This is a genomic window from Fictibacillus sp. EA-CB0309, from assembly GCF_055814265.1.
Genome location: NZ_CP169271.1, coordinates 1,829,313 through 1,846,802, shown reverse-complemented (window position 1 = coordinate 1,846,802; position 17,490 = coordinate 1,829,313). Strand labels below are relative to the sequence as shown.

16 protein-coding genes and 5 pseudogenes are annotated in these 17,490 nt (G+C 40.1%); 2 read left to right on the top strand and 19 right to left on the bottom strand.

All coding sequences use genetic code 11. The features are described 5' to 3' along the window. The 13 genes and pseudogenes from spoIIAB to ACEWFH_RS10205 form a co-directional block, all read right to left on the bottom strand. Positions 1–441, bottom strand: a complete 441-nt coding sequence (gene spoIIAB / locus ACEWFH_RS10265) for an anti-sigma F factor (RefSeq protein ID WP_198767686.1) — start codon at positions 439–441, stop codon at positions 1–3. A 1-nt stretch (position 442) separates the two neighbouring features. Further along, positions 443–793 (bottom strand): anti-sigma F factor antagonist, encoded by a 351-nt coding sequence (gene spoIIAA / locus ACEWFH_RS10260; protein ID WP_066242024.1) that lies wholly within the window; start codon positions 791–793, stop codon positions 443–445. Between the two features lie 114 nt (positions 794–907). Next, positions 908–2,074 (bottom strand): D-alanyl-D-alanine carboxypeptidase family protein, encoded by a 1,167-nt coding sequence (locus ACEWFH_RS10255; protein ID WP_473727077.1) that lies wholly within the window; start codon positions 2,072–2,074, stop codon positions 908–910. Between the two features lie 346 nt (positions 2,075–2,420). After that, positions 2,421–3,724 (bottom strand): annotated as a pseudogene (locus ACEWFH_RS10250) (pyrimidine-nucleoside phosphorylase). Positions 3,725–3,839: 115 nt separating this feature from the next. Further along, positions 3,840–4,652: a purine-nucleoside phosphorylase gene (locus ACEWFH_RS10245; protein WP_473727076.1), complete on the bottom strand. Its 813-nt coding sequence runs from the start codon at positions 4,650–4,652 to the stop codon at positions 3,840–3,842. Between the two features lie 18 nt (positions 4,653–4,670). Then, positions 4,671–5,816 carry a phosphopentomutase gene (deoB, locus tag ACEWFH_RS10240; protein WP_473727075.1) on the bottom strand — a complete coding sequence of 382 codons (1,146 nt, stop codon included), beginning with the start codon at positions 5,814–5,816 and terminating at the stop codon, positions 4,671–4,673. Between the two features lie 149 nt (positions 5,817–5,965). Beyond that, positions 5,966–6,856 (bottom strand): site-specific tyrosine recombinase XerD, encoded by an 891-nt coding sequence (gene xerD, locus ACEWFH_RS10235; RefSeq protein WP_473727074.1) that lies wholly within the window; start codon positions 6,854–6,856, stop codon positions 5,966–5,968. A gap of 11 nt (positions 6,857–6,867) precedes the next feature. Continuing rightward, positions 6,868–7,098, bottom strand: coding sequence for a YqzK family protein (locus tag ACEWFH_RS10230; RefSeq protein WP_473727073.1), 231 nt, complete (start codon positions 7,096–7,098; stop codon positions 6,868–6,870). 172 nt (positions 7,099–7,270) lie between these two features. Continuing rightward, positions 7,271–7,393 carry a hypothetical protein gene (locus ACEWFH_RS10225; protein ID WP_473727072.1) on the bottom strand — a complete coding sequence of 41 codons (123 nt, stop codon included), beginning with the start codon at positions 7,391–7,393 and terminating at the stop codon, positions 7,271–7,273. Positions 7,394–7,642: 249 nt separating this feature from the next. After that, complete coding sequence (gene fur / locus ACEWFH_RS10220) at positions 7,643–8,101, bottom strand: ferric iron uptake transcriptional regulator (protein WP_473727071.1); 459 nt, start codon at positions 8,099–8,101, stop codon at positions 7,643–7,645. 117 nt (positions 8,102–8,218) lie between these two features. After that, on the bottom strand, positions 8,219–8,857 hold the full coding sequence (spoIIM, locus tag ACEWFH_RS10215) for a stage II sporulation protein M (protein WP_473727070.1): 639 nt from the start codon (positions 8,855–8,857) through the stop codon (positions 8,219–8,221). Between the two features lie 93 nt (positions 8,858–8,950). Further along, positions 8,951–10,090, bottom strand: a complete 1,140-nt coding sequence (locus ACEWFH_RS10210; RefSeq protein ID WP_473727271.1) for an endonuclease Q family protein — start codon at positions 10,088–10,090, stop codon at positions 8,951–8,953. 22 nt (positions 10,091–10,112) lie between these two features. Further along, complete coding sequence (locus ACEWFH_RS10205) at positions 10,113–10,661, bottom strand: NUDIX hydrolase (RefSeq protein ID WP_473727069.1); 549 nt, start codon at positions 10,659–10,661, stop codon at positions 10,113–10,115. A gap of 97 nt (positions 10,662–10,758) precedes the next feature. On the opposite strand from ACEWFH_RS10205, the pseudogene mciZ reads away from it, so the two are divergent. Further along, positions 10,759–10,890 (top strand): annotated as a pseudogene (gene mciZ, locus ACEWFH_RS10200) (Z-ring formation inhibitor MciZ); the annotation flags it as partial. A 158-nt stretch (positions 10,891–11,048) separates the two neighbouring features. Beyond that, positions 11,049–11,959: pseudogene (locus ACEWFH_RS10195) on the top strand (aldo/keto reductase). Positions 11,960–12,313: 354 nt separating this feature from the next. Here ACEWFH_RS10195 and ACEWFH_RS10190 read toward each other — a convergent pair. The 6 genes and pseudogenes from ACEWFH_RS10190 to ACEWFH_RS10165 form a co-directional block, all read right to left on the bottom strand. Beyond that, positions 12,314–12,727 (bottom strand): hypothetical protein, encoded by a 414-nt coding sequence (locus tag ACEWFH_RS10190; RefSeq protein WP_473727068.1) that lies wholly within the window; start codon positions 12,725–12,727, stop codon positions 12,314–12,316. 124 nt (positions 12,728–12,851) lie between these two features. After that, a pseudogene (locus tag ACEWFH_RS10185) lies at positions 12,852–13,484 on the bottom strand (thiolase family protein); the annotation flags it as partial. 11 nt (positions 13,485–13,495) lie between these two features. After that, a pseudogene (locus ACEWFH_RS10180) lies at positions 13,496–14,816 on the bottom strand (short-chain fatty acid transporter). An 18-nt stretch (positions 14,817–14,834) separates the two neighbouring features. Next, positions 14,835–15,488, bottom strand: a complete 654-nt coding sequence (locus tag ACEWFH_RS10175; protein WP_473727067.1) for a CoA transferase subunit B — start codon at positions 15,486–15,488, stop codon at positions 14,835–14,837. Between the two features lie 16 nt (positions 15,489–15,504). Continuing rightward, positions 15,505–16,197, bottom strand: a complete 693-nt coding sequence (locus ACEWFH_RS10170; RefSeq protein ID WP_473727066.1) for a CoA transferase subunit A — start codon at positions 16,195–16,197, stop codon at positions 15,505–15,507. Positions 16,198–16,249: 52 nt separating this feature from the next. Next, entirely contained in the window at positions 16,250–17,449 is a 1,200-nt protein-coding gene (locus ACEWFH_RS10165) for an acetyl-CoA C-acetyltransferase (RefSeq protein WP_473727065.1), read from the bottom strand. Positions 17,450–17,490: the final 41 nt, after the last annotated feature.

Sequence of the window (17,490 nt, the reverse complement as noted above, 5' to 3'; positions counted from 1 at the left end):
TTAATTACACATTGCTTTATTTTTGGTTAAGTATTTTGTCAAGTGAATCGTAGTGCCGTATGACGGTTCTGAGATGACTTCTACACTGTCCATAAAGTTTTCCATGATCGTAAAGCCCATACCTGAGCGCTCGAGTTCTGGTTTTGATGTATAGAGCGGTTGCCTCGCCTGATCAAGGTCACGTATTCCCATTCCCTCATCACGAATTGTTAGATGAATCGTGTCCTCTTCAATGGCTGCTTCAATATAGACCATACCTGTTGCCTTGTTTTCATATCCGTGAATAATCGCGTTCGTTACAGCCTCTGACACGACTGTCTTGATCTCAGTCAGTTCGTCGACCGTTGGATCAATTTGAGCGATAAACGCCGCTACTGTAACACGAGCAAAAGATTCATTTTGACTTAACGCTGAAAATTGAATTTTCATTTCATTTCTCATTTTAAGCCACCCCCAAAGCCTGAAGGGCAAGCTCTTCATCTTCTTCAAGCCTAATAATCTTAAATAGTCCCGACATTTCAAAAAGTCTTTTTACCGCTGGCGATATGGCACATACTACCATCTCTCCATTTTGACTCTTGATCTGTTTATAACGTCCGAGTATTACACCTAAGCCTGAACTATCCATGAAACTTAAACCTTCTAAATTTAATACAATATGATTTACCGTATGTTTTCTCAAATATTCTTCAACTTGTGACCGAAGCATGTCTGCTGTATGGTGATCAAGTTCTCCGTCTAAGCGGATACATAATACGGTGTGTTTAAGTTCCAGATTGACAGCTAATCCCACGCTATCCTCTCCTTCTTTTTGGATAACGTGAAGTTTCTATAAAAATAGACGAATTCCTTCACTCCTGACAAAACTAGTGGGAATTCGCCTATAACTGTCAAGAATACATCATAATCAGGAGGATTTTGACATTTGTCCTGCTGTTCGTTTGAAAAGTTTCCACCATGATGCTTTTTTCACTGTCTCTGAAGCTAAAACTGGACTTTCCGTGATCAATTTATCCCCGCTATATATTTTTAAAGAACCGATCTGCTGTCCTTTTTTCACAGGCAATTTCAAATTTTTATCTACATTTACTTCTGTTTTTACTTTTTTCGCTGTTTCACCCTTTTTTAATAAAAGGGAGATGTTTTCTGAAGTAACAACAGGCAGTTTTGATTTCTCTGCTTTTTGAACTTTTACTTCTTTTACTATTTCATGTCTGTCGTATAGCTTCTTAGTGGAAAACTGGGTAAAGGCATAATCGAGCATCGACGTGACTTGGGCATTTCTATCTTTTGGAGAAGGCGCACCCATAACGACAGCGATTACCCGCATTCCGTTCTTGTTTGCCGTTGCTGTTAAGCAATATTTGGCTTCATTCGTAAATCCGGTTTTCAAACCGTCTACTCCTGGATAAAACTTAACGAGTCTGTTCGTGTTAACGAGCCAAAACTTCTTTTCTGATTCTTCTCTTAAGTAATCTTCATAAAGTCCAGTGAACTTTGTAACTTCTTCATGTTTGAGAAGCTCCTTACCCATGAGTGCCATATCGTGCGCAGACGTGTAATGTCCAGCTGCAGGAAGTCCGGTTGGATTCTTAAAGAACGTATCATTTAAACCGAGCTCTTTTGCTTTATCGTTCATCATGTTAACAAAAGACTCTGCTGATCCAGCGATATGTTCGGCCATTGCAACAGATGCATCATTGGCACTGCCGATTGCAATTCCTTTGACCATATCTTCTACCCGCATCTCTTCACCAGGCTCAAGGAATATTTGTGACCCTCCCATACTTGCTGCATAATCCGAAACACGAATCTTATCGTTCCAGCTGATTTTCCCTTTATCGATCGCTTCCATGATAAGTATCATCGTCATGATTTTAGTCATACTTGCTGGTGGCAGCTTTTCATGGCTATTCTTTTCAAACAGAACACTGCCACTATCTTGTTCCATTAAAATTGCCGAGTGGCTTTGTTCAGCAAGCTTCATCTTTTCTTTTTCCGCAGCCTCCGCTTTTGGGATGGAAAAAGAAGCTAGCAAACAAATACTAAGTAGACCTGAAATAACGCCTTTCATACAGTTCCCTCCATTCATATAGCTTTATTTTTTCCATAATTTTTCACTTTATACCGGATCTTCCATCTAAAATACAAGCTTGACTAAATACACTTTAAAGTTTCAGACAGCTTACAAAATAGGAAGAGGAAACATTGGCGAAAAGTCTATAAAAAAGCTGATTCAAAAGTTTAAACTTTTGAATCAGCTCATTTTGACTCTTATCTAAATGATTACTCACCGCGCACCTCACTGAAAGCGAAGTTATCTGGAGCGGAAATCAACTACGACCAAAAAAAATTGCAAAAATAGCCAACTAAAAAGATGACCCAAAAGTTTCCTCTTGCGTCACCTTAATATTCTACAATTATTTTTTAATTTCTTTATATACAAGCGGTGGTGCTTCCACAGCATTCTTTGAGATCGTATAAGCATCACGAATTCTCTTTTTAACATCTTCTACATTTTCTGTGTTACTGTAGATTGTCACGAGAGAATCTCCTTTTGCCACGGAATCCCCAACTTTTTTGTTAAGCATAAGACCAACAGCTAGATCGATCTCGGATTCTTTTGTTGCTCGTCCTGCACCTAAAATCATTGCCGCTGTACCGATCTCATCCGCAATGATCTCAGAAACATATCCATCTTCTTCTGCAGCCAGTTCAAACGTATGAGCTGCTTGAGGAAGATTTTCAGGATGATCGACAACAGACTCATCTCCGCCTTGTGCTTTTAAAAACACCTTTAACGTTTCAAGAGCTTTACCAGATGTAATCGCTTCTTTCAGCATCTCACGGGCTTGTTCAAGGGAATCTGCTTTTTTCGCGAGATACACCATGTGAGAACCTAGTGTTAAGCATAATTCTTCAAGGTCTTTAGGGCCGTTCCCGTTAAGTGTATCGATTGCTTCCTTGATCTCAAGCGCATTTCCGATCGCAAGACCCAGCGGCTGACTCATATCAGAAATGACAGCCATTGTGTTTCGCCCAACAGCATTCCCGATTTTCACCATTGCGTTCGCAAGCTCTTCTGCTTCTTCTGGTGTTTTCATGAATGCTCCAGCACCTGTTTTGACATCAAGTACGATCGCATCTGCGCCAGCTGCAATTTTCTTACTCATGATCGAGCTTGCAATGAGTGGGATCGAATTAACTGTTGCCGTAACATCACGAAGACCATAAAGTTTTTTGTCCGCTGGTGTCAGGTTTCCGCTCTGGCCAATAACAGCGAGCTTATTTTTATTTACTAAATCGATAAACTGCTGGTTGTCAATTTCAACGTGGAAGCCAGGCACTGCCTCCAATTTGTCGATTGTTCCGCCAGTATGCCCAAGTCCTCTTCCTGACATTTTAGCTACAGGTACACCGAGAGCAGCAACTAATGGAGCTAATACAAGAGTTGTTGTATCACCCACACCGCCTGTTGAATGTTTATCGACTTTTATACCTTCTATTGCAGAAAGATCAATTTGGTCACCTGATTCAACCATCGCCATTGTAAAATTAGCACGTTCCTCAGTTGTCATGTCTTTAAAGTAAACAGCCATGGCAAACGCAGACATCTGATAGTCTGGGATCTCGCCATTTGTATAGTTTTGAATAATATAAGCTATTTCAGCTTTTGTTAGTTCTTTACCGTCACGCTTTTTTGAATTAAATCAACCATTCTCATGTCAATTACACCACTTTCTTATATCGATACATCTAAAACAATTTGTTTAACTAACTGGATAAACTTCGATTTTGTACCATTAGTAACTGAAGTAACACTGGCACTATTAATACCCTTAGATTTCTTTTACGATTCCTTTTACTAAAGAAAGAAAATTAGCTTTTACCATTTCTGTTGTTTCCATAACTTCATCGTGTGTTAAAGGCTGATCTAAAATACCTGCAGCCATATTTGAGATACATGAGATTCCAAGCACTTTCATGCCCGCATGACGTGCGATGATTACTTCTGGAACCGTAGACATACCTACAGCATCTGCACCTAGAACACGAAGCATTCTCACTTCTGCAGGTGTTTCATAGGAAGGTCCTGTGTTTCCTACATATACGCCTTCTTTTAATGAGATGTTTAATTCTTTTGCAACACTGCGAGCCACATCTTGAAGTGATGCAGTATATGCTTCACTCATATCTGGAAAACGTACTCCAAAAGAACTATCATTAGAACCAATTAATGGATTGTTACCAAAATTATTGATATGATCTGTGATCAGCATCAGATCTCCCGCTTCAAAGTCCTTGTTAACACCACCAGCTGCATTTGTTACCACGATGGTTTCTACTCCGATCAGTTTCATCACACGAACCGGGAATGTTATTTTTTCCATTGAGTATCCTTCGTAATAATGAAAACGGCCTTGCATCGCAACAACTTGTTTACCTGCAAGCTCACCAATAACAAGCTGACCTGCATGTCCTTCTACTGTTGATACAGGAAATTCAGGAATTTCCGAATATGGAATAATAACTGGATTTTCAATTTCCTCAGCAAGGATTCCAAGTCCAGAACCTAGGATCAAGCCTATTTTTGGAGTAGATGTAAGTTTTGATTGAATGAATTCAGCAGATGTCTGCAATTGATTTGACATTTTATTTTCCCCCTTAACTTAAAGCTGATTTAAAAAACTTTGACCGATTTCTGGTTTCTTCACTTTGTAGACTTCAGCGATCGTTGCCCCAATATCAGCAAACGTATTGCTAACATTAAGCTGCTTCCCATTTTTTATGCCTTTGTGATAAACCATCAATGGTACATATTCACGTGTATGATCTGTTCCATGATGTACAGGATCATTACCATGGTCGGCAGTGATGATCAGCAAGTCATCTTCCTTTAATTTCTCTAAAACTTCAGGCAATCGAGCATCAAATTCTTCCAATGCTTCTCCATAGCCCTTTGGATCTCTTCTATGCCCAAACAGCGCGTCAAAATCGACAAGGTTTAAGAAGTTAAGTCCAGTAAAATCTTCATCCATAGACTCAACAAGCTTGTCCATTCCGTCCATGTTTGATTTCGTACGAATGGCCTTCGTTACGCCTTCACCATCAAAGATATCGGAAATCTTTCCTAGAGCGATGCTGTCATAACCCTTATCTTCTAACTCATTCATAACCGTTCTTCCAAAAGGCTTAAGCGCATAATCATGACGATTAGACGTCCTTTCAAAAGATCCCGGCTCCCCTTTAAACGGACGGGCTATGATTCGGCCTAACATGTACTTGCCTTCACGTGTCATTTCTCTAGCTGTTTCGCAAATCTTGTACAATTCTTCTAGCGGCACAACATCTTCGTGAGCAGCGATTTGCAATACAGAGTCTGCAGACGTATATACAATTAATTTACCTGTTTTAACATGCTCTTCGCCAAGCTCTGAAATAATCTCGGTGCCTGAAGCTGCTTTATTCCCTAGTATTTCTCTGCCCCACTTTTCAGTAAGCATATCGATCAGTTCATCTGGAAAACCGTCAGGGAACGTTTGAAAAGGTTCTTTTATATGAAGACCCATGATCTCCCAATGACCTGTCATCGTGTCTTTACCGTTTGAGAGTTCAGGAAGTTTTGCATAATGAGCAAGAGGATTCTCTGCTTGCTGTATCCCTTTCATCGTTGAATCAATATTTCCGAGTCCGAGCTTTTCCAAGTTTGGAACACTTAACCCGTTCATTTTTTCTGCGATATGCCCTAAAGTGTGAGCGCCTTTATCTCCAAACTTTTCAGCGTCAGGTGCTTCACCGATCCCTACAGAATCCATTACGATTAAAAAGTTCTTTTAAAGCGTGATTGTTTCATTTTTCCTCCTGAAGTTCATACATGCACTTTATTTACTATTTCCTTTTAGTAGAAACAACAAACAAAACCTTGATGATGTCAGAAGTCTGACATCTCATTTTAAAAGAAAGCTCACGCCCTCGGATGGAAGGCGGAGTAAACATCTTTTAATCTTGTTTTCGTGACATGTGTATATATTTGTGTTGTTGAAATGTCAGCATGTCCTAACATTTCTTGTACAGCACGCAAGTCTGCTCCATTTTCTAAAAGATGTGTGGCGAAGGAGTGGCGAAGCGTATGCGGTGTTAGTTCCTTCTCAATATGAGCTTTTCTTGCAAGCAGTTTTAGTATTTTCCAAAATCCCTGACGAGATAAACGATTACCATGGTGATTCAAAAATAGAGCTTCTGTTTTCTTACCCTTTAACATGATTGAACGTCCATTATGTAAATATCGTTCAATCGCTGCCTGAGCCATCTTTCCAAGCGGAATGATTCGTTCTTTATTCCCTTTACCTATACAGCGGATGAAACCCATATCGAGATGCACATCACCTATATAAAGCTGTACGAGTTCTGAAACACGGATACCAGTTGCGTATAGTAACTCTAGCATGGCTTTGTCCCGCTGTGAGAAAGGGTCGTTCGAAGCAGGTGTATCCAGCAGCGCTTCGACTTCTTGAGTCGATAAAACTTTCGGCAGCTTTCTTTCTGTTTTTGGTGTTTCAATATGTACAGAAGGATCTTGGTGTGATACCTTCTCTCTTAAAAGAAACTGGTGAAACGATCGAATAGACGCTATATTACGAGCAAGCGTCGTGGAAGCCTTACCATTTTCCTTTAAAAATAAAAGATATCCCATAATATGATTACGGTCAACCTTATGAATGGTTTCAATAGATTCCACTTTTTCTAAGTAACGTACATACTGAGTCAGATCTCTTTTATAAGAATCAATTGTGTTTTTTGAGAGGGCTCGTTCTACAATAATATATTGAAGAAAATCCTGAACATGACCGTTCACATTACCCCTCCTTACTCACCCGTTTGGTAAAAATAGAAAAGCCTTTTAACAACGTTCGAATCCTTGTCAGAACTCAAATTAAAGACTTTAACCGCTTTTCCTTTAGGTTCGTCATATCTATGGTAGTTTTCGTATTCCTGGTTGATCCAGAGCAAACCGAAATAAAAAACAAGCGTGCAAATCGAAAAAGCAAAGAACACCTTTGTTGTATTCCAAACGATTTTCATCCAGGAAATCATCATGTCCACCCCTGTCCTCATATAGTACAGGTTATGCCCATATGTTCCCTGATTATACATAAAAGTTAAATCTACAAATCATACGTTACCCGATTCTCAAGATTTTGTAAATATTCTTTGCTTTATATTTTGTAAATGCATTTGAAATAAAGTCTGTTTTAGATAAATCTTGTTGTTATTGAAAGAAGTTGATTTCCGTTCCAGATGCTCGCTTTCCGCGGGGCAGGCGGTGAGCCACATTTGTACGTTTCACTCTTAAGTGTCTCACCTGCCCGCCTGTCCCGCAGGAGTTTCGCATCTTCCACTCCAATCAACTTGTCAATGAAGAAGATGAAGAAATAACGGGGATGCAAAACGATTTTATTGCAGCCCGGAAGATACTTTAAATCACTCTTATTCAAATATTAACCATTCCTTTTTACTTCCTAAAGGAAAAAGAGATACTTCTAAAAAGATTCCGTTGCACAAAACCTTACGAATAACCGTCCACGAATAACCGTCCACACGTCTAAAAATTTATAATTTCCTAAACAACAAAAAGGAAGCGCTATTCTTCGCTTCCTTCACTCTTTGGATGACATCTATGACAAATCCCATGAAATGTCAGCCTATGATCTTTAATTTTAAAATTCCATCCTTCTTCAACAACTTTTTCCACATCGCCAAGAAGGTCTTCTTGTATTTCATCCACTGCTCCACACTCGATACAAACAAGGTGATGATGAAAGTGATCGGCACCTTCTGTTCTTAGATCGTAACGGGATACCCCATCACCAAAGTTAATTTTATCTACTACTTTAAGTTCGGTTAAGAGTTCCAGAGTACGGTAAACGGTCGCCAAACCAATTTCAGGCGCCTTTTCTTTAACGAGCAGATATACATCTTCCGCACTTAAGTGATCTTCTTCGTTTTCGAGGAGGACTCTCACGGTCGCCTCACGCTGTGGAGTCAGCTTATAACTTTGTGAATGCAGCTGTTTTTTGATACGGTCGATTCTGCTTTCCATACCCTTTTCCTCCTTATGTATACACAAGACAATTATAAGCATGGAGAAAAAAGTTGTCAATTTAAAGTCATTTTAAATTACGATTTAAACTTATTATTAATAAACATTTATTATTAATTATTGAATGGACCATTTGATCACTTGTTCCATTAATGCTGGTGTAAAAAAAGCTTCCATTGTGGAGGCAAAAAGCACCAGTATTCCAACTCCCGCTACTAATAGCGTATATCTCATGAGTTGTGGCAAAAAAGGCATATGATGTCTCTTAAAAGCTAGCTGGCGGATCATCTTAATGGAAAAAGCAACAGCAGCTACTGTCACGATAATAAATGCAGGGATTAAAAGTACATTTTGAGGCAGAACAGAAACAAAAGATAACATAAAGCCGTACCAGCCCATCTGGTTAACTAAAAACCCTACCGTAAATCCGATGACTACTCCTTTTAAGAACAACATAACTAAAATGACAGGCAGTCCAATAACAGATAACCCGAGAACCCACATGAGACCCATATATTTTAAATAGTGGCCGAAACTTTGAAAAAACATATCCGATTTACTAGTGAAGCCGCCTTCAGCAGCTTGAACAAAAAAACGAGATAAATACGTATAGAGGTCTTGTTTCTGATTTAAACTCAATGAATTAACGATAATTGCTCCGAAAATAACACCCATTAAAAATAAAACTCCAACAAACGCATACAACGTTTTATTTTCTTCCAGGTGACGATGCATATAATAGCGCAAACTCTCCATTATGTATGGCCTCCTCCACCGAAACTCTTAATTCTATTCTATGAATCGGCGGGGAAGGTATGTCTCATTTTTTATGAATTAATAGGATGACATTCAGATAATTTTTCCATAGGTGCCGCCACCACCGATCTGGATTGACAGCTCGCCGCTACGGGCAGAAAGAATGTGATCGGCTATTACAGGTTTAACAATCTCCAGCAATTGTTCTCTTGAAGCAGCGTGAATAATATCCATGTCTGTTCCAAATGCATCACGCAGTTTAGTCAATGTCTTTGGACCAAGACCTGGAATAAATTCTAGCGGAATCTGGTGGATATATGGCGGCCGGTTTCTTTGTTGAGTCTCTTTTCCTTGAAGTTCGTTTATTCTGTCGTTTACTCCTTTTACAAACCTAGTACTTCCACACTCACTGCAAGCTTTATTGTTTGGTTGAAAAACTTGCAAGCAATTTTCACAAACAGAATTATAGTATTTTCCAAGATACGGATTCAGACCGTAATTTGCGATAATTTCTCTGCCTTCTTTTTCATGCAGCGCACATTTAAATTCATCAAACGTTGCTTCCTGTAAAGAAAGCATCTGATATTCACGTGCTATCTTTTCTAATGAATGAGCGTCTGAGTTGGTTAAAAACGTATAAGTTGAAAGCTCATCTAATGTAGACGCCATCTCCGTGTTCGAACTTAACCCCAATTCAACCGCATCAATCAAGTCCGGATCAAACACTTCCTTTAGAGACGTCTTTACTCCTTTTCCATACAAACTTTTAAAAGGAGTAAATATATGAGCAGGAATGAACAATCCTCCTAATGACTTCACAAATTGCTGCAGTTCTATTGCACTTCCGTACATTCGCTGTGAGCTTAGGTTAATATTTTTCATTCTCGAAGATAGCCAGTGACTTAGGTGTTCCATCGCCTCAATGCTAGGCATGTAAACGAGAACATGAATTGGTCCCTGGCAATTTTCATCTTTAATTTCAATTTCAGCGCCGGGTATGAGCGTTAGTCCACCAATATCCAATCCCCCGCCATTCAACTTCTTAAGCATACCCTCGTTTCTTAACTGCTTTAACTCTCCTAGTATTTCTGGTGCATGACAGTCAATGATTCCTACTATATTCATACCCTTTATATTCTTTGCTTCATATAAAATGCTTGAAAGCGTTAATGAGCGTGAACCTGTAATTTTAATTGGCTTTCCTGTTCTCGATGCGCCGATATGAATGTGCATATCAGCAAAAAAAGGCAATAAGTTACTTTTTGAGTGCACGCGCTAACTCCATATACATAACACTGTAAGCTGTTTTTGCATCATGAATTTTTTCGTCTTTAACCATTGCTTTTGCTTCATCAACGCTGATCTCAAGAACATTTAAAAACTCATCTTCATCTGTCATTTGTGCCCCTTGTTTTACAAGTGTGTCTGTAAAATACAGATGAATTAATTCATCTGCAAATCCTGGGGATGTGTAGAACGAACCGATCGATTCCATGGACTCACAGCTATAGCCGGTCTCTTCCATCAATTCTCGTTTTGCGCATTCTAATGGATCTTCCCCTTTTTCTAGTTTTCCAGCCGGTATCTCGATAATTGTCTTTTCAAGAGGCTTACGGAACTGTTCGACCATCAGCATCTTCCCCTCATTTGTAACAGCAAGCACAGCCACAGCACCAGGGTGTTTTACAATTTCTCTTTTCCCTTTCTTTTTGTTTGGAAGCTCAACTTCTTCTACATATAGATCAATAATCTTCCCGCTATAAATTTGTTCTTTACTTAACGTCTTCTCATATAAGTTTTCCATTATTCACACTCCGATGGTCTATTTATCTTCTTTTCTACATAAAGTCTATCATACTTTGGAATACTGCATTTACTAGGATATGAAGGAGGTAATGCGGGTGAAGATCTACCTTCAGCCAAAAGGTATTACGTTAGTGGGTAAAGCGTGGCAGATTCAATACATGTTACGAAACTATATGAAACAGCATGAGCTTGTTCAAGATTGGATCGATGCTACCTCTCCAAAAAATAAAGCTTGGATCAAGTATGAATTAAACCGGTGCGAAGCTATTCTTTCGCATCGGTTTTTTGTCTGGTTTCAAGTGCGGACTTTTTCCTTTTCAAAGGTCAATATGATACGTTAATTCTAGGTACATATCGAAAAGAAATGAAATGGAGGAGAGCAATAATGAATAAAAGACAATTAGGTTCATCTGATCTGTATGTAAGTGAACTTGGATTGGGCTGTATGTCACTCGCTCCTGAACTAGGCAGTGAAAACGAAAAAATTCTTAAAACGGCGCTTGAGCAAGGAATTAACTATTTTGACACGGCGGATTTATATGGTTTTGGCTGGAATGAAGAGTTTGTCGGCAAGACTTTAAAGGATATAAGACAAGATATCATTCTTGCAACAAAAGGCGGAAATGAATGGAATCAGTCTAAAGACGGCTGGAACTGGAATCCTTCAAAAAAACACATTAAGTCCGCTTTCAAAGACAGTCTTAAACGTCTGCAAACCGATTATATTGATCTTTATCAGTTGCATGGAGGAACAATTGATGACCCTATGGATGAAACGATCGAAGCTTTTGAAGAGCTAGTTTCTGAAGGACACGTTCGTTATTACGGGATATCATCAATACGTCCGAACACGATTAAGTATTATGCTGAGCACTCTAATATCCAAAGTGTTATGATGCAGTATAGTTTATTGGATCGACGTCCTGAAGAACTTTTTTCGTATTTAAAGGAAAAAATATAAGTGTAATCGCAAGAGGTCCTGTTGCTAAAGGGTGGCTAAGTGAAAAAGTGTTTCATAAGAATCCCGAGGACCATTATTTAAATTATAGTGGATCTGATATTCAGCAAAAAGTAAAAAAAGCAAAAAAATTCTTGCAAGATAAAAACATGACACATGCAGCCCTTCAGTATGTACTTAGTCAACCTGTTGTCGCAACCGCAGCGGCTGGAGCAAGCTCAGTCGAACAGCTTTTAGAAAACATCAAGACTTTCGATCGTTCAGCTCTCACTAATGAAGAGATTGCTTCATTAAACACACTCTTCCCTGCAGAAATCTATGAAACACATCGTGCATAAAAGACAAAAAAGTCCCATTCAGCTTGTGCTGAATGGGACTTTCTTTTTGGCTGTTTTATAAAGGATTGTTGCTTCTTAATCTTTTGTTCATTCACTGCTTTGACAAGTTGATTGGAGTGCAAGGTGTGTGCCTACCACATGAGAAGCATCTCGCAAGGCATGCGACGAGGAAACTAACTGCGGTAGCATTTGCTTGTAGACGCAGGAGCAAGGATGCATTCTTGAAGCGGGCAGGTGAGAAACTTAAGAGTGAAACGTACAAATGTGGCTCACCGCCTGCCCCGCGGAAAGCGAGCACCTGGAACGGAAATCAACTACTTTCAATACCAACAATGAATACGAAAACAGTCTTTTTTATACAGATTTTAAAAGCATCGCGATTCCTTGACCTCCGCCAATACAAAGGCTTGCTACTCCGTATTTTTCGTTGCGGTGTCTCATTTCATAAGCGAGAGTCAACAATAGTCTTGCACCGCTTGCACCTACAGGATGGCCGAGTGCAATGGCACCGCCGTTCACATTCGTTCGTTCACGATCCAGTTTAAGCTCTTTTTCAACAGCTAAGTACTGAGAACTAAATGCTTCATTGATCTCAAATAAACCGATTTCATCGATAGAAAGGTTTGCATTCTGAAGCAGCTTCTTAATCGCTGGAACAGGTCCGATCCCCATAATGGATGGATCTACTCCTGTTACTGACCATGAGACAATTTCAACGAGCGGTTTTAAGCTTTTTTCTTTTACTGATTTTTCATGAGCAAGGATCAAAGACACTGCACCATCGTTAATAGACGATGAGTTCCCTGCTGTAACCGTTCCATCTTTTTTGAAAAGAAGGTCTTAATTGACCTAGCAGAGATACGGAAGTCTCTGGCTTTATCCCTTCATCTTCTGTAAAAAGTGCGCCGCTTTTCAATGTAACAGGGACGATTTCTTCTTGAAATCTGCCCTTTTCTCTTGCTTCTGCTGCTTTACGATGGCTTAAACTCGCATACTCATCTTGTTCTTCTCTCGTAATGTTATATTGATCTGCTAGATTTTCAGCAGTTATTCCCATTCCACATCCAATATACTCATCGCTTAAGGTTTGAAGAAGCATATCATCAAATGAGATCGCGCCAAACTTTTGATTATGAAATCTGTGATGAAAGGAAACGTGAGGGGACTGCGACATATTTTCTATGCCTCCAGAAAGCGCTATTCCTTCTTCCTGATCACGCAGATTCTGCATCGCCGAAACGACTGCTTGCAATCCGGATCCGCATAAACGGTTAACGAGCATTGCTGGAACATCTGATGGGACGCCTGCTTTTAAAGCGGTATGGCGTGCGACATAGGCTGCATTTTTACTAGAATGAATCACGTTTCCGTAAACCACATCTGTAATGTCTGCACTAGTGATGTTAGCTCGTTTAATTGCCTCAAGAGCCGTTATTTCACCCAGATGTGTTGGATTTACATCTATTAAAGATTTTCCGAACGAACCAAACGGTGTTCTAGCACCATCTATTACATAGATCCCCATGTTTTAGCACCTCACATTTTAAAAATTAAAAAACCAGCACAGATGATAATCCCACTTACAATAAGAACAATTAAACAGAATCCCATAATATCTTTTGCTTTAAGTCCTGCGATCGCTAATGCAGGCAGCGCCCAAAAAGGCTGAATCAGGTTGGTCCACGCGTCTCCCATGCAACAGCCATTGCTGTTTTCGCTTGTGATACATCAAGTGCTTTAGCAGCATCCAAAACCACATGAGCCTGTACAGCCCATTGCCCGCCGCCAGATGGAACGAATATGTTGACGATCCCCGCACTCAAAAACGTAAACAATGGAAGGGTAGTCTCATTTGATATGGCTACAAACCATTCAGACATCTCCGTTACTAACCCTGAACCGACCATCATCCCCATAATCCCCGCATAGAATGGAAACTGTATGATGATGCCGCTAGCCCCTTTTACAGCTTCTGCGACAGAATTAATATAGTTCCTAGGTGTTTTATGAAGTAAAATGCCTAAGAACAAGAAAATAAAATTAACAAAATTGATGTTTAAGTTAAAGCCGTTTGCTGCAAAAAAGTAGACCATATATGCAAGGCCAAGAATTCCAATAATCATGGACAGCCACATACTGTTTTCAAGCTTTTCTGCTGGCGTATCCGCTTCTGATAGAGTGGCTGCTTCAACTCCGTCTTCAAGAAGGGACGCATCAATTTGGTAAGCTTGATCTTTATTCATCATAAGACGGTTTGTTAAAGGTAATACAATAAAAAGAGCACCTATAATAAATAGATTAAAAGGGCAAACAACGTTTCATTCGTTGAGATGACTCCCATCGTTTTCTCCATAAAGTGTCCTGGGGTAGCAATCGTTAAAGGGATCGAGCCTGATAAACCGCCGTGCCAAACAACGAATCCGCTATAAGCACTTGCGATTAACAAACGATAATCTGTATTTTTCACTTGACGAGCTAGTTCTTTGGAAAAAATAGCCCCAATAACTAAACCGAATCCCCAGTTAATCCAGCTTGCTAAAAGTGCCACCAACGTAACACTGATGATGGCTTGACCTGGTGTTTTAGCGTATGATGCGAGTTTTCTTAGTATTTTCTTAAAAAACGGTGAACTCGCTAGCACATACCCTGTTACTAATATAAGGACCATCTGCATCGAAAACTCAAGTAGTTTCCAAAAGCCATCTCCCCAGAACGACACCATTTTTACAGGGGACTGACCGGTAACGATCAGCCCAAGTAAAAAGACTACTCCTGTTAATAAGATGACAAATATAAAAGGATCAGGTAAAAACCGCTGCATCAATTTATTAGAGGCGCGGGTCATTGCTCCAAACATAGAACACCCTCCTCTTTATCAATATGCGTTTAGTTTTACATCCTCTGCGACAGTAAGCTTTGCTTCAGTTGAGTTCAAGACATCATCCACTGAGTATCCTTCAGCTACTTCTTTAAGGACAAGACCTTTATCTGAAACGTCCATTACGGCACGGTCCGTAATGATTCGTTCCACGACACCTTTACCCGTTAATGGAAGCTGACATTGTTTTAAAATTTTACTTTCACCTGCTTTGTTCACATGCTCCATGATGACAATGATCTTTTTCGCACCGTGCACTAAATCCATCGCACCGCCCATCCCTTTTATCATCTTTCCTGGAATCATCCAATTAGCAAGATCTCCATTCTCTGAAACTTCCATTCCACCAAGGATTGCGATATCAATATGTCCGCCGCGAATCATCGCGAAGGACTCAGAACTGTCAAAATAAGAAGCGCCCTTAATGGCAGTTACCGTTTCTTTCCCCGCATTAATTAGATCAGGATCCACTTCACTTTCAAGAGGATAAGGTCCAATTCCTAACAGTCCGTTCTCAGATTGCAGGACAACCTCTTTATTATCTGATATGAAATTGGCCACCATCGTAGGCATTCCGATCCCTAAGTTTACATAGAATCCTGATTCGATTTCTTTCTCTGCTCTTTTGGCAATTCTTTCTCTAATGTTCATTATGGTTTCCCTCCTCTTATCCTTGTTTTACTGTTAGACGCTCGATGCGTTTTTCTTGTGTTCCAATGATCATTTTCTGTACATATACACCTGGTGTATGTATGTAATCAGGGTGCAGTTCACCGATCTCAACAAGCTCTTCCACTTCAGCAATCGTTACTTTTCCGGCTGCTGCAATCATCGGATTGAAGTTGCGCGCTGTTTTGTTGTAGATCAGATTACCAGCTTTATCTCCTTTAGCCGCTCGGATTAAACTGAAGTCCGCTACGATCCCTTCTTCGAGCAAATATTCTTTACCGTTAAATGTACGTGTTTCTTTCCCCTCTGCAATCGGTGTTCCTACTCCTGCCGGTGTGTAGAATGCTGGGATTCCTGCTCCGCCCGCTCTGATTCTTTCTGCGAGTGTTCCTTGTGGAATCAAGTCTACTTCGATTTCCCCCGATAAAACTTGTCTTTCAAACTCTTTGTTTTCACCAACATAAGAACCTACCATCTTTTTGATCTGTTTATTTTTTAACAAAAGACCTAGACCCCAATCATCTACTCCACAATTGTTTGAGATCACTGTAAGGTCTTTTGTTCCTTTTTCAACTAGAGCGAGGATTAAATTTTCAGGAATTCCAACTAATCCAAATCCTCCTACTAAAAGTGTAGAACCATCTTTTATATCTGCTACAGCTTCAAGTGCTGAGTTCACTATTGGTTTCATTTTTCTCTCTCCTTTTCATGTTTAGCGTTCTTATAATCTTGTATGCGGCTAATTATTTTTCTTCGTTTTCAAAGACCGATGCTACACCTTGTCCGCCGCCTATGCAGAGTGTTGCGAGACCTCTTTTAGAATTTCTGCGTTTCATCTCATGAAGCAAAGTTACTACAATTCTTGCACCGCTTGCTCCGATCGGATGCCCTAGTGCGATCGCTCCCCCGTTTACATTCAGCTTTTCTTTATCAAACTCCAAATCTTTGCCGACAGCTAGAGATTGACTCGCAAATGCTTCATTTGCTTCTACAAGATCGAAATCTTTCATACTCAATTCTGTTTTCTTCAAGACTTTCTTCACAGCTTCTACCGGGCCGATTCCCATAACTTCAGGAGCAACACCCGCGCTTGCATTCGCTTTAACGACAGCAAGCGGTTTTAGACCTAATTCTTCTGCCTTCTTTCTGCTCATCACAACAAGTGCCGCCGCACCGTCATTAATTCCAGAAGCATTACCCGCTGTTACCATGCCATCTTTTTTGAAAGCTGGTCTTAACTTGCCTAACTTCTCAGCAGTAGAACTTGGTTTTGGATATTCATCTTTATCTATAATCACCGGATCTCCCTTGCGCTGAGGAATCTCCACCGGTGTGATCTCATCATCAAATTTCCCTTGTTCCTGAGCTTGTGCACATTTTCTTTGGCTTTCTGCAGCAAATTCGTCTAGCTCTTCACGAGACAGTGAATGGGTTTCACATAAATTTTCTGCAGTAATGCCCATATGATAATCACCAAACGCACACCATAGTCCATCTTGGATCATGGAATCTACCATTGGAGCGTTCCCCATACGCAGACCATCTCTCGCCCCGTTCAATAGATAAGGAGCTTGGCTCATGTTTTCCATACCGCCGCAAACAATGGTATCTGCTTCGTTCAGCCAGATCGCCTGGCAAGCTAAATGAATGGCTTTTAAGCCGGAACCGCATACTTTATTGATCGTCATGCTAGATACCTCATTCGGCAACCCAGCTTTAATCGCAGCTTGTCGTGCAGGATTTTGTCCAAGTCCTGCTTGGAGTACATTCCCCATAATAACTTCATCTACGGAATCTTGCGGAATCCCCGCTTTTTTTAACGCGTCTTTAATAGCGATAGCACCTAATTCTGTCGCCGATACCGTTTTAAAACTTCCCATAAAACTTCCGATCGGCGTCCTGACAGCGCTTACAATTACAGCATCTCTCTCTCTTGAAACCATTCCTAGTCTCCTCCTTATTAAACGCTTGAAAATTTCTGAAA

Coding starts and splice junctions, on each gene's coding strand:
- spoIIAB (WP_198767686.1), bottom strand. CDS start 441: ATGAGAAATGAAATGAAAATTCAATTTTCAGCGTTAAGTCAAAATGAA.
- ACEWFH_RS10255 (WP_473727077.1), bottom strand. CDS start 2,074: ATGAAAGGCGTTATTTCAGGTCTACTTAGTATTTGTTTGCTAGCTTCT.
- ACEWFH_RS10245 (WP_473727076.1), bottom strand. CDS start 4,652: ATGTCAAATCAATTGCAGACATCTGCTGAATTCATTCAATCAAAACTT.
- deoB (WP_473727075.1), bottom strand. CDS start 5,816: ATGGATTCTGTAGGGATCGGTGAAGCACCTGACGCTGAAAAGTTTGGA.
- ACEWFH_RS10230 (WP_473727073.1), bottom strand. CDS start 7,098: ATGATGATTTCCTGGATGAAAATCGTTTGGAATACAACAAAGGTGTTC.
- ACEWFH_RS10225 (WP_473727072.1), bottom strand. CDS start 7,393: ATGCGAAACTCCTGCGGGACAGGCGGGCAGGTGAGACACTTAAGAGTG.
- fur (WP_473727071.1), bottom strand. CDS start 8,101: ATGGAAAGCAGAATCGACCGTATCAAAAAACAGCTGCATTCACAAAGT.
- spoIIM (WP_473727070.1), bottom strand. CDS start 8,857: ATGGAGAGTTTGCGCTATTATATGCATCGTCACCTGGAAGAAAATAAA.
- ACEWFH_RS10210 (WP_473727271.1), bottom strand. CDS start 10,090: ATGCACATTCATATCGGCGCATCGAGAACAGGAAAGCCAATTAAAATT.
- ACEWFH_RS10205 (WP_473727069.1), bottom strand. CDS start 10,661: ATGGAAAACTTATATGAGAAGACGTTAAGTAAAGAACAAATTTATAGC.
- ACEWFH_RS10175 (WP_473727067.1), bottom strand. CDS start 15,488: ATGAACATTAGAGAAAGAATTGCCAAAAGAGCAGAGAAAGAAATCGAA.
- ACEWFH_RS10170 (WP_473727066.1), bottom strand. CDS start 16,197: ATGAAACCAATAGTGAACTCAGCACTTGAAGCTGTAGCAGATATAAAA.
- ACEWFH_RS10165 (WP_473727065.1), bottom strand. CDS start 17,449: ATGGTTTCAAGAGAGAGAGATGCTGTAATTGTAAGCGCTGTCAGGACG.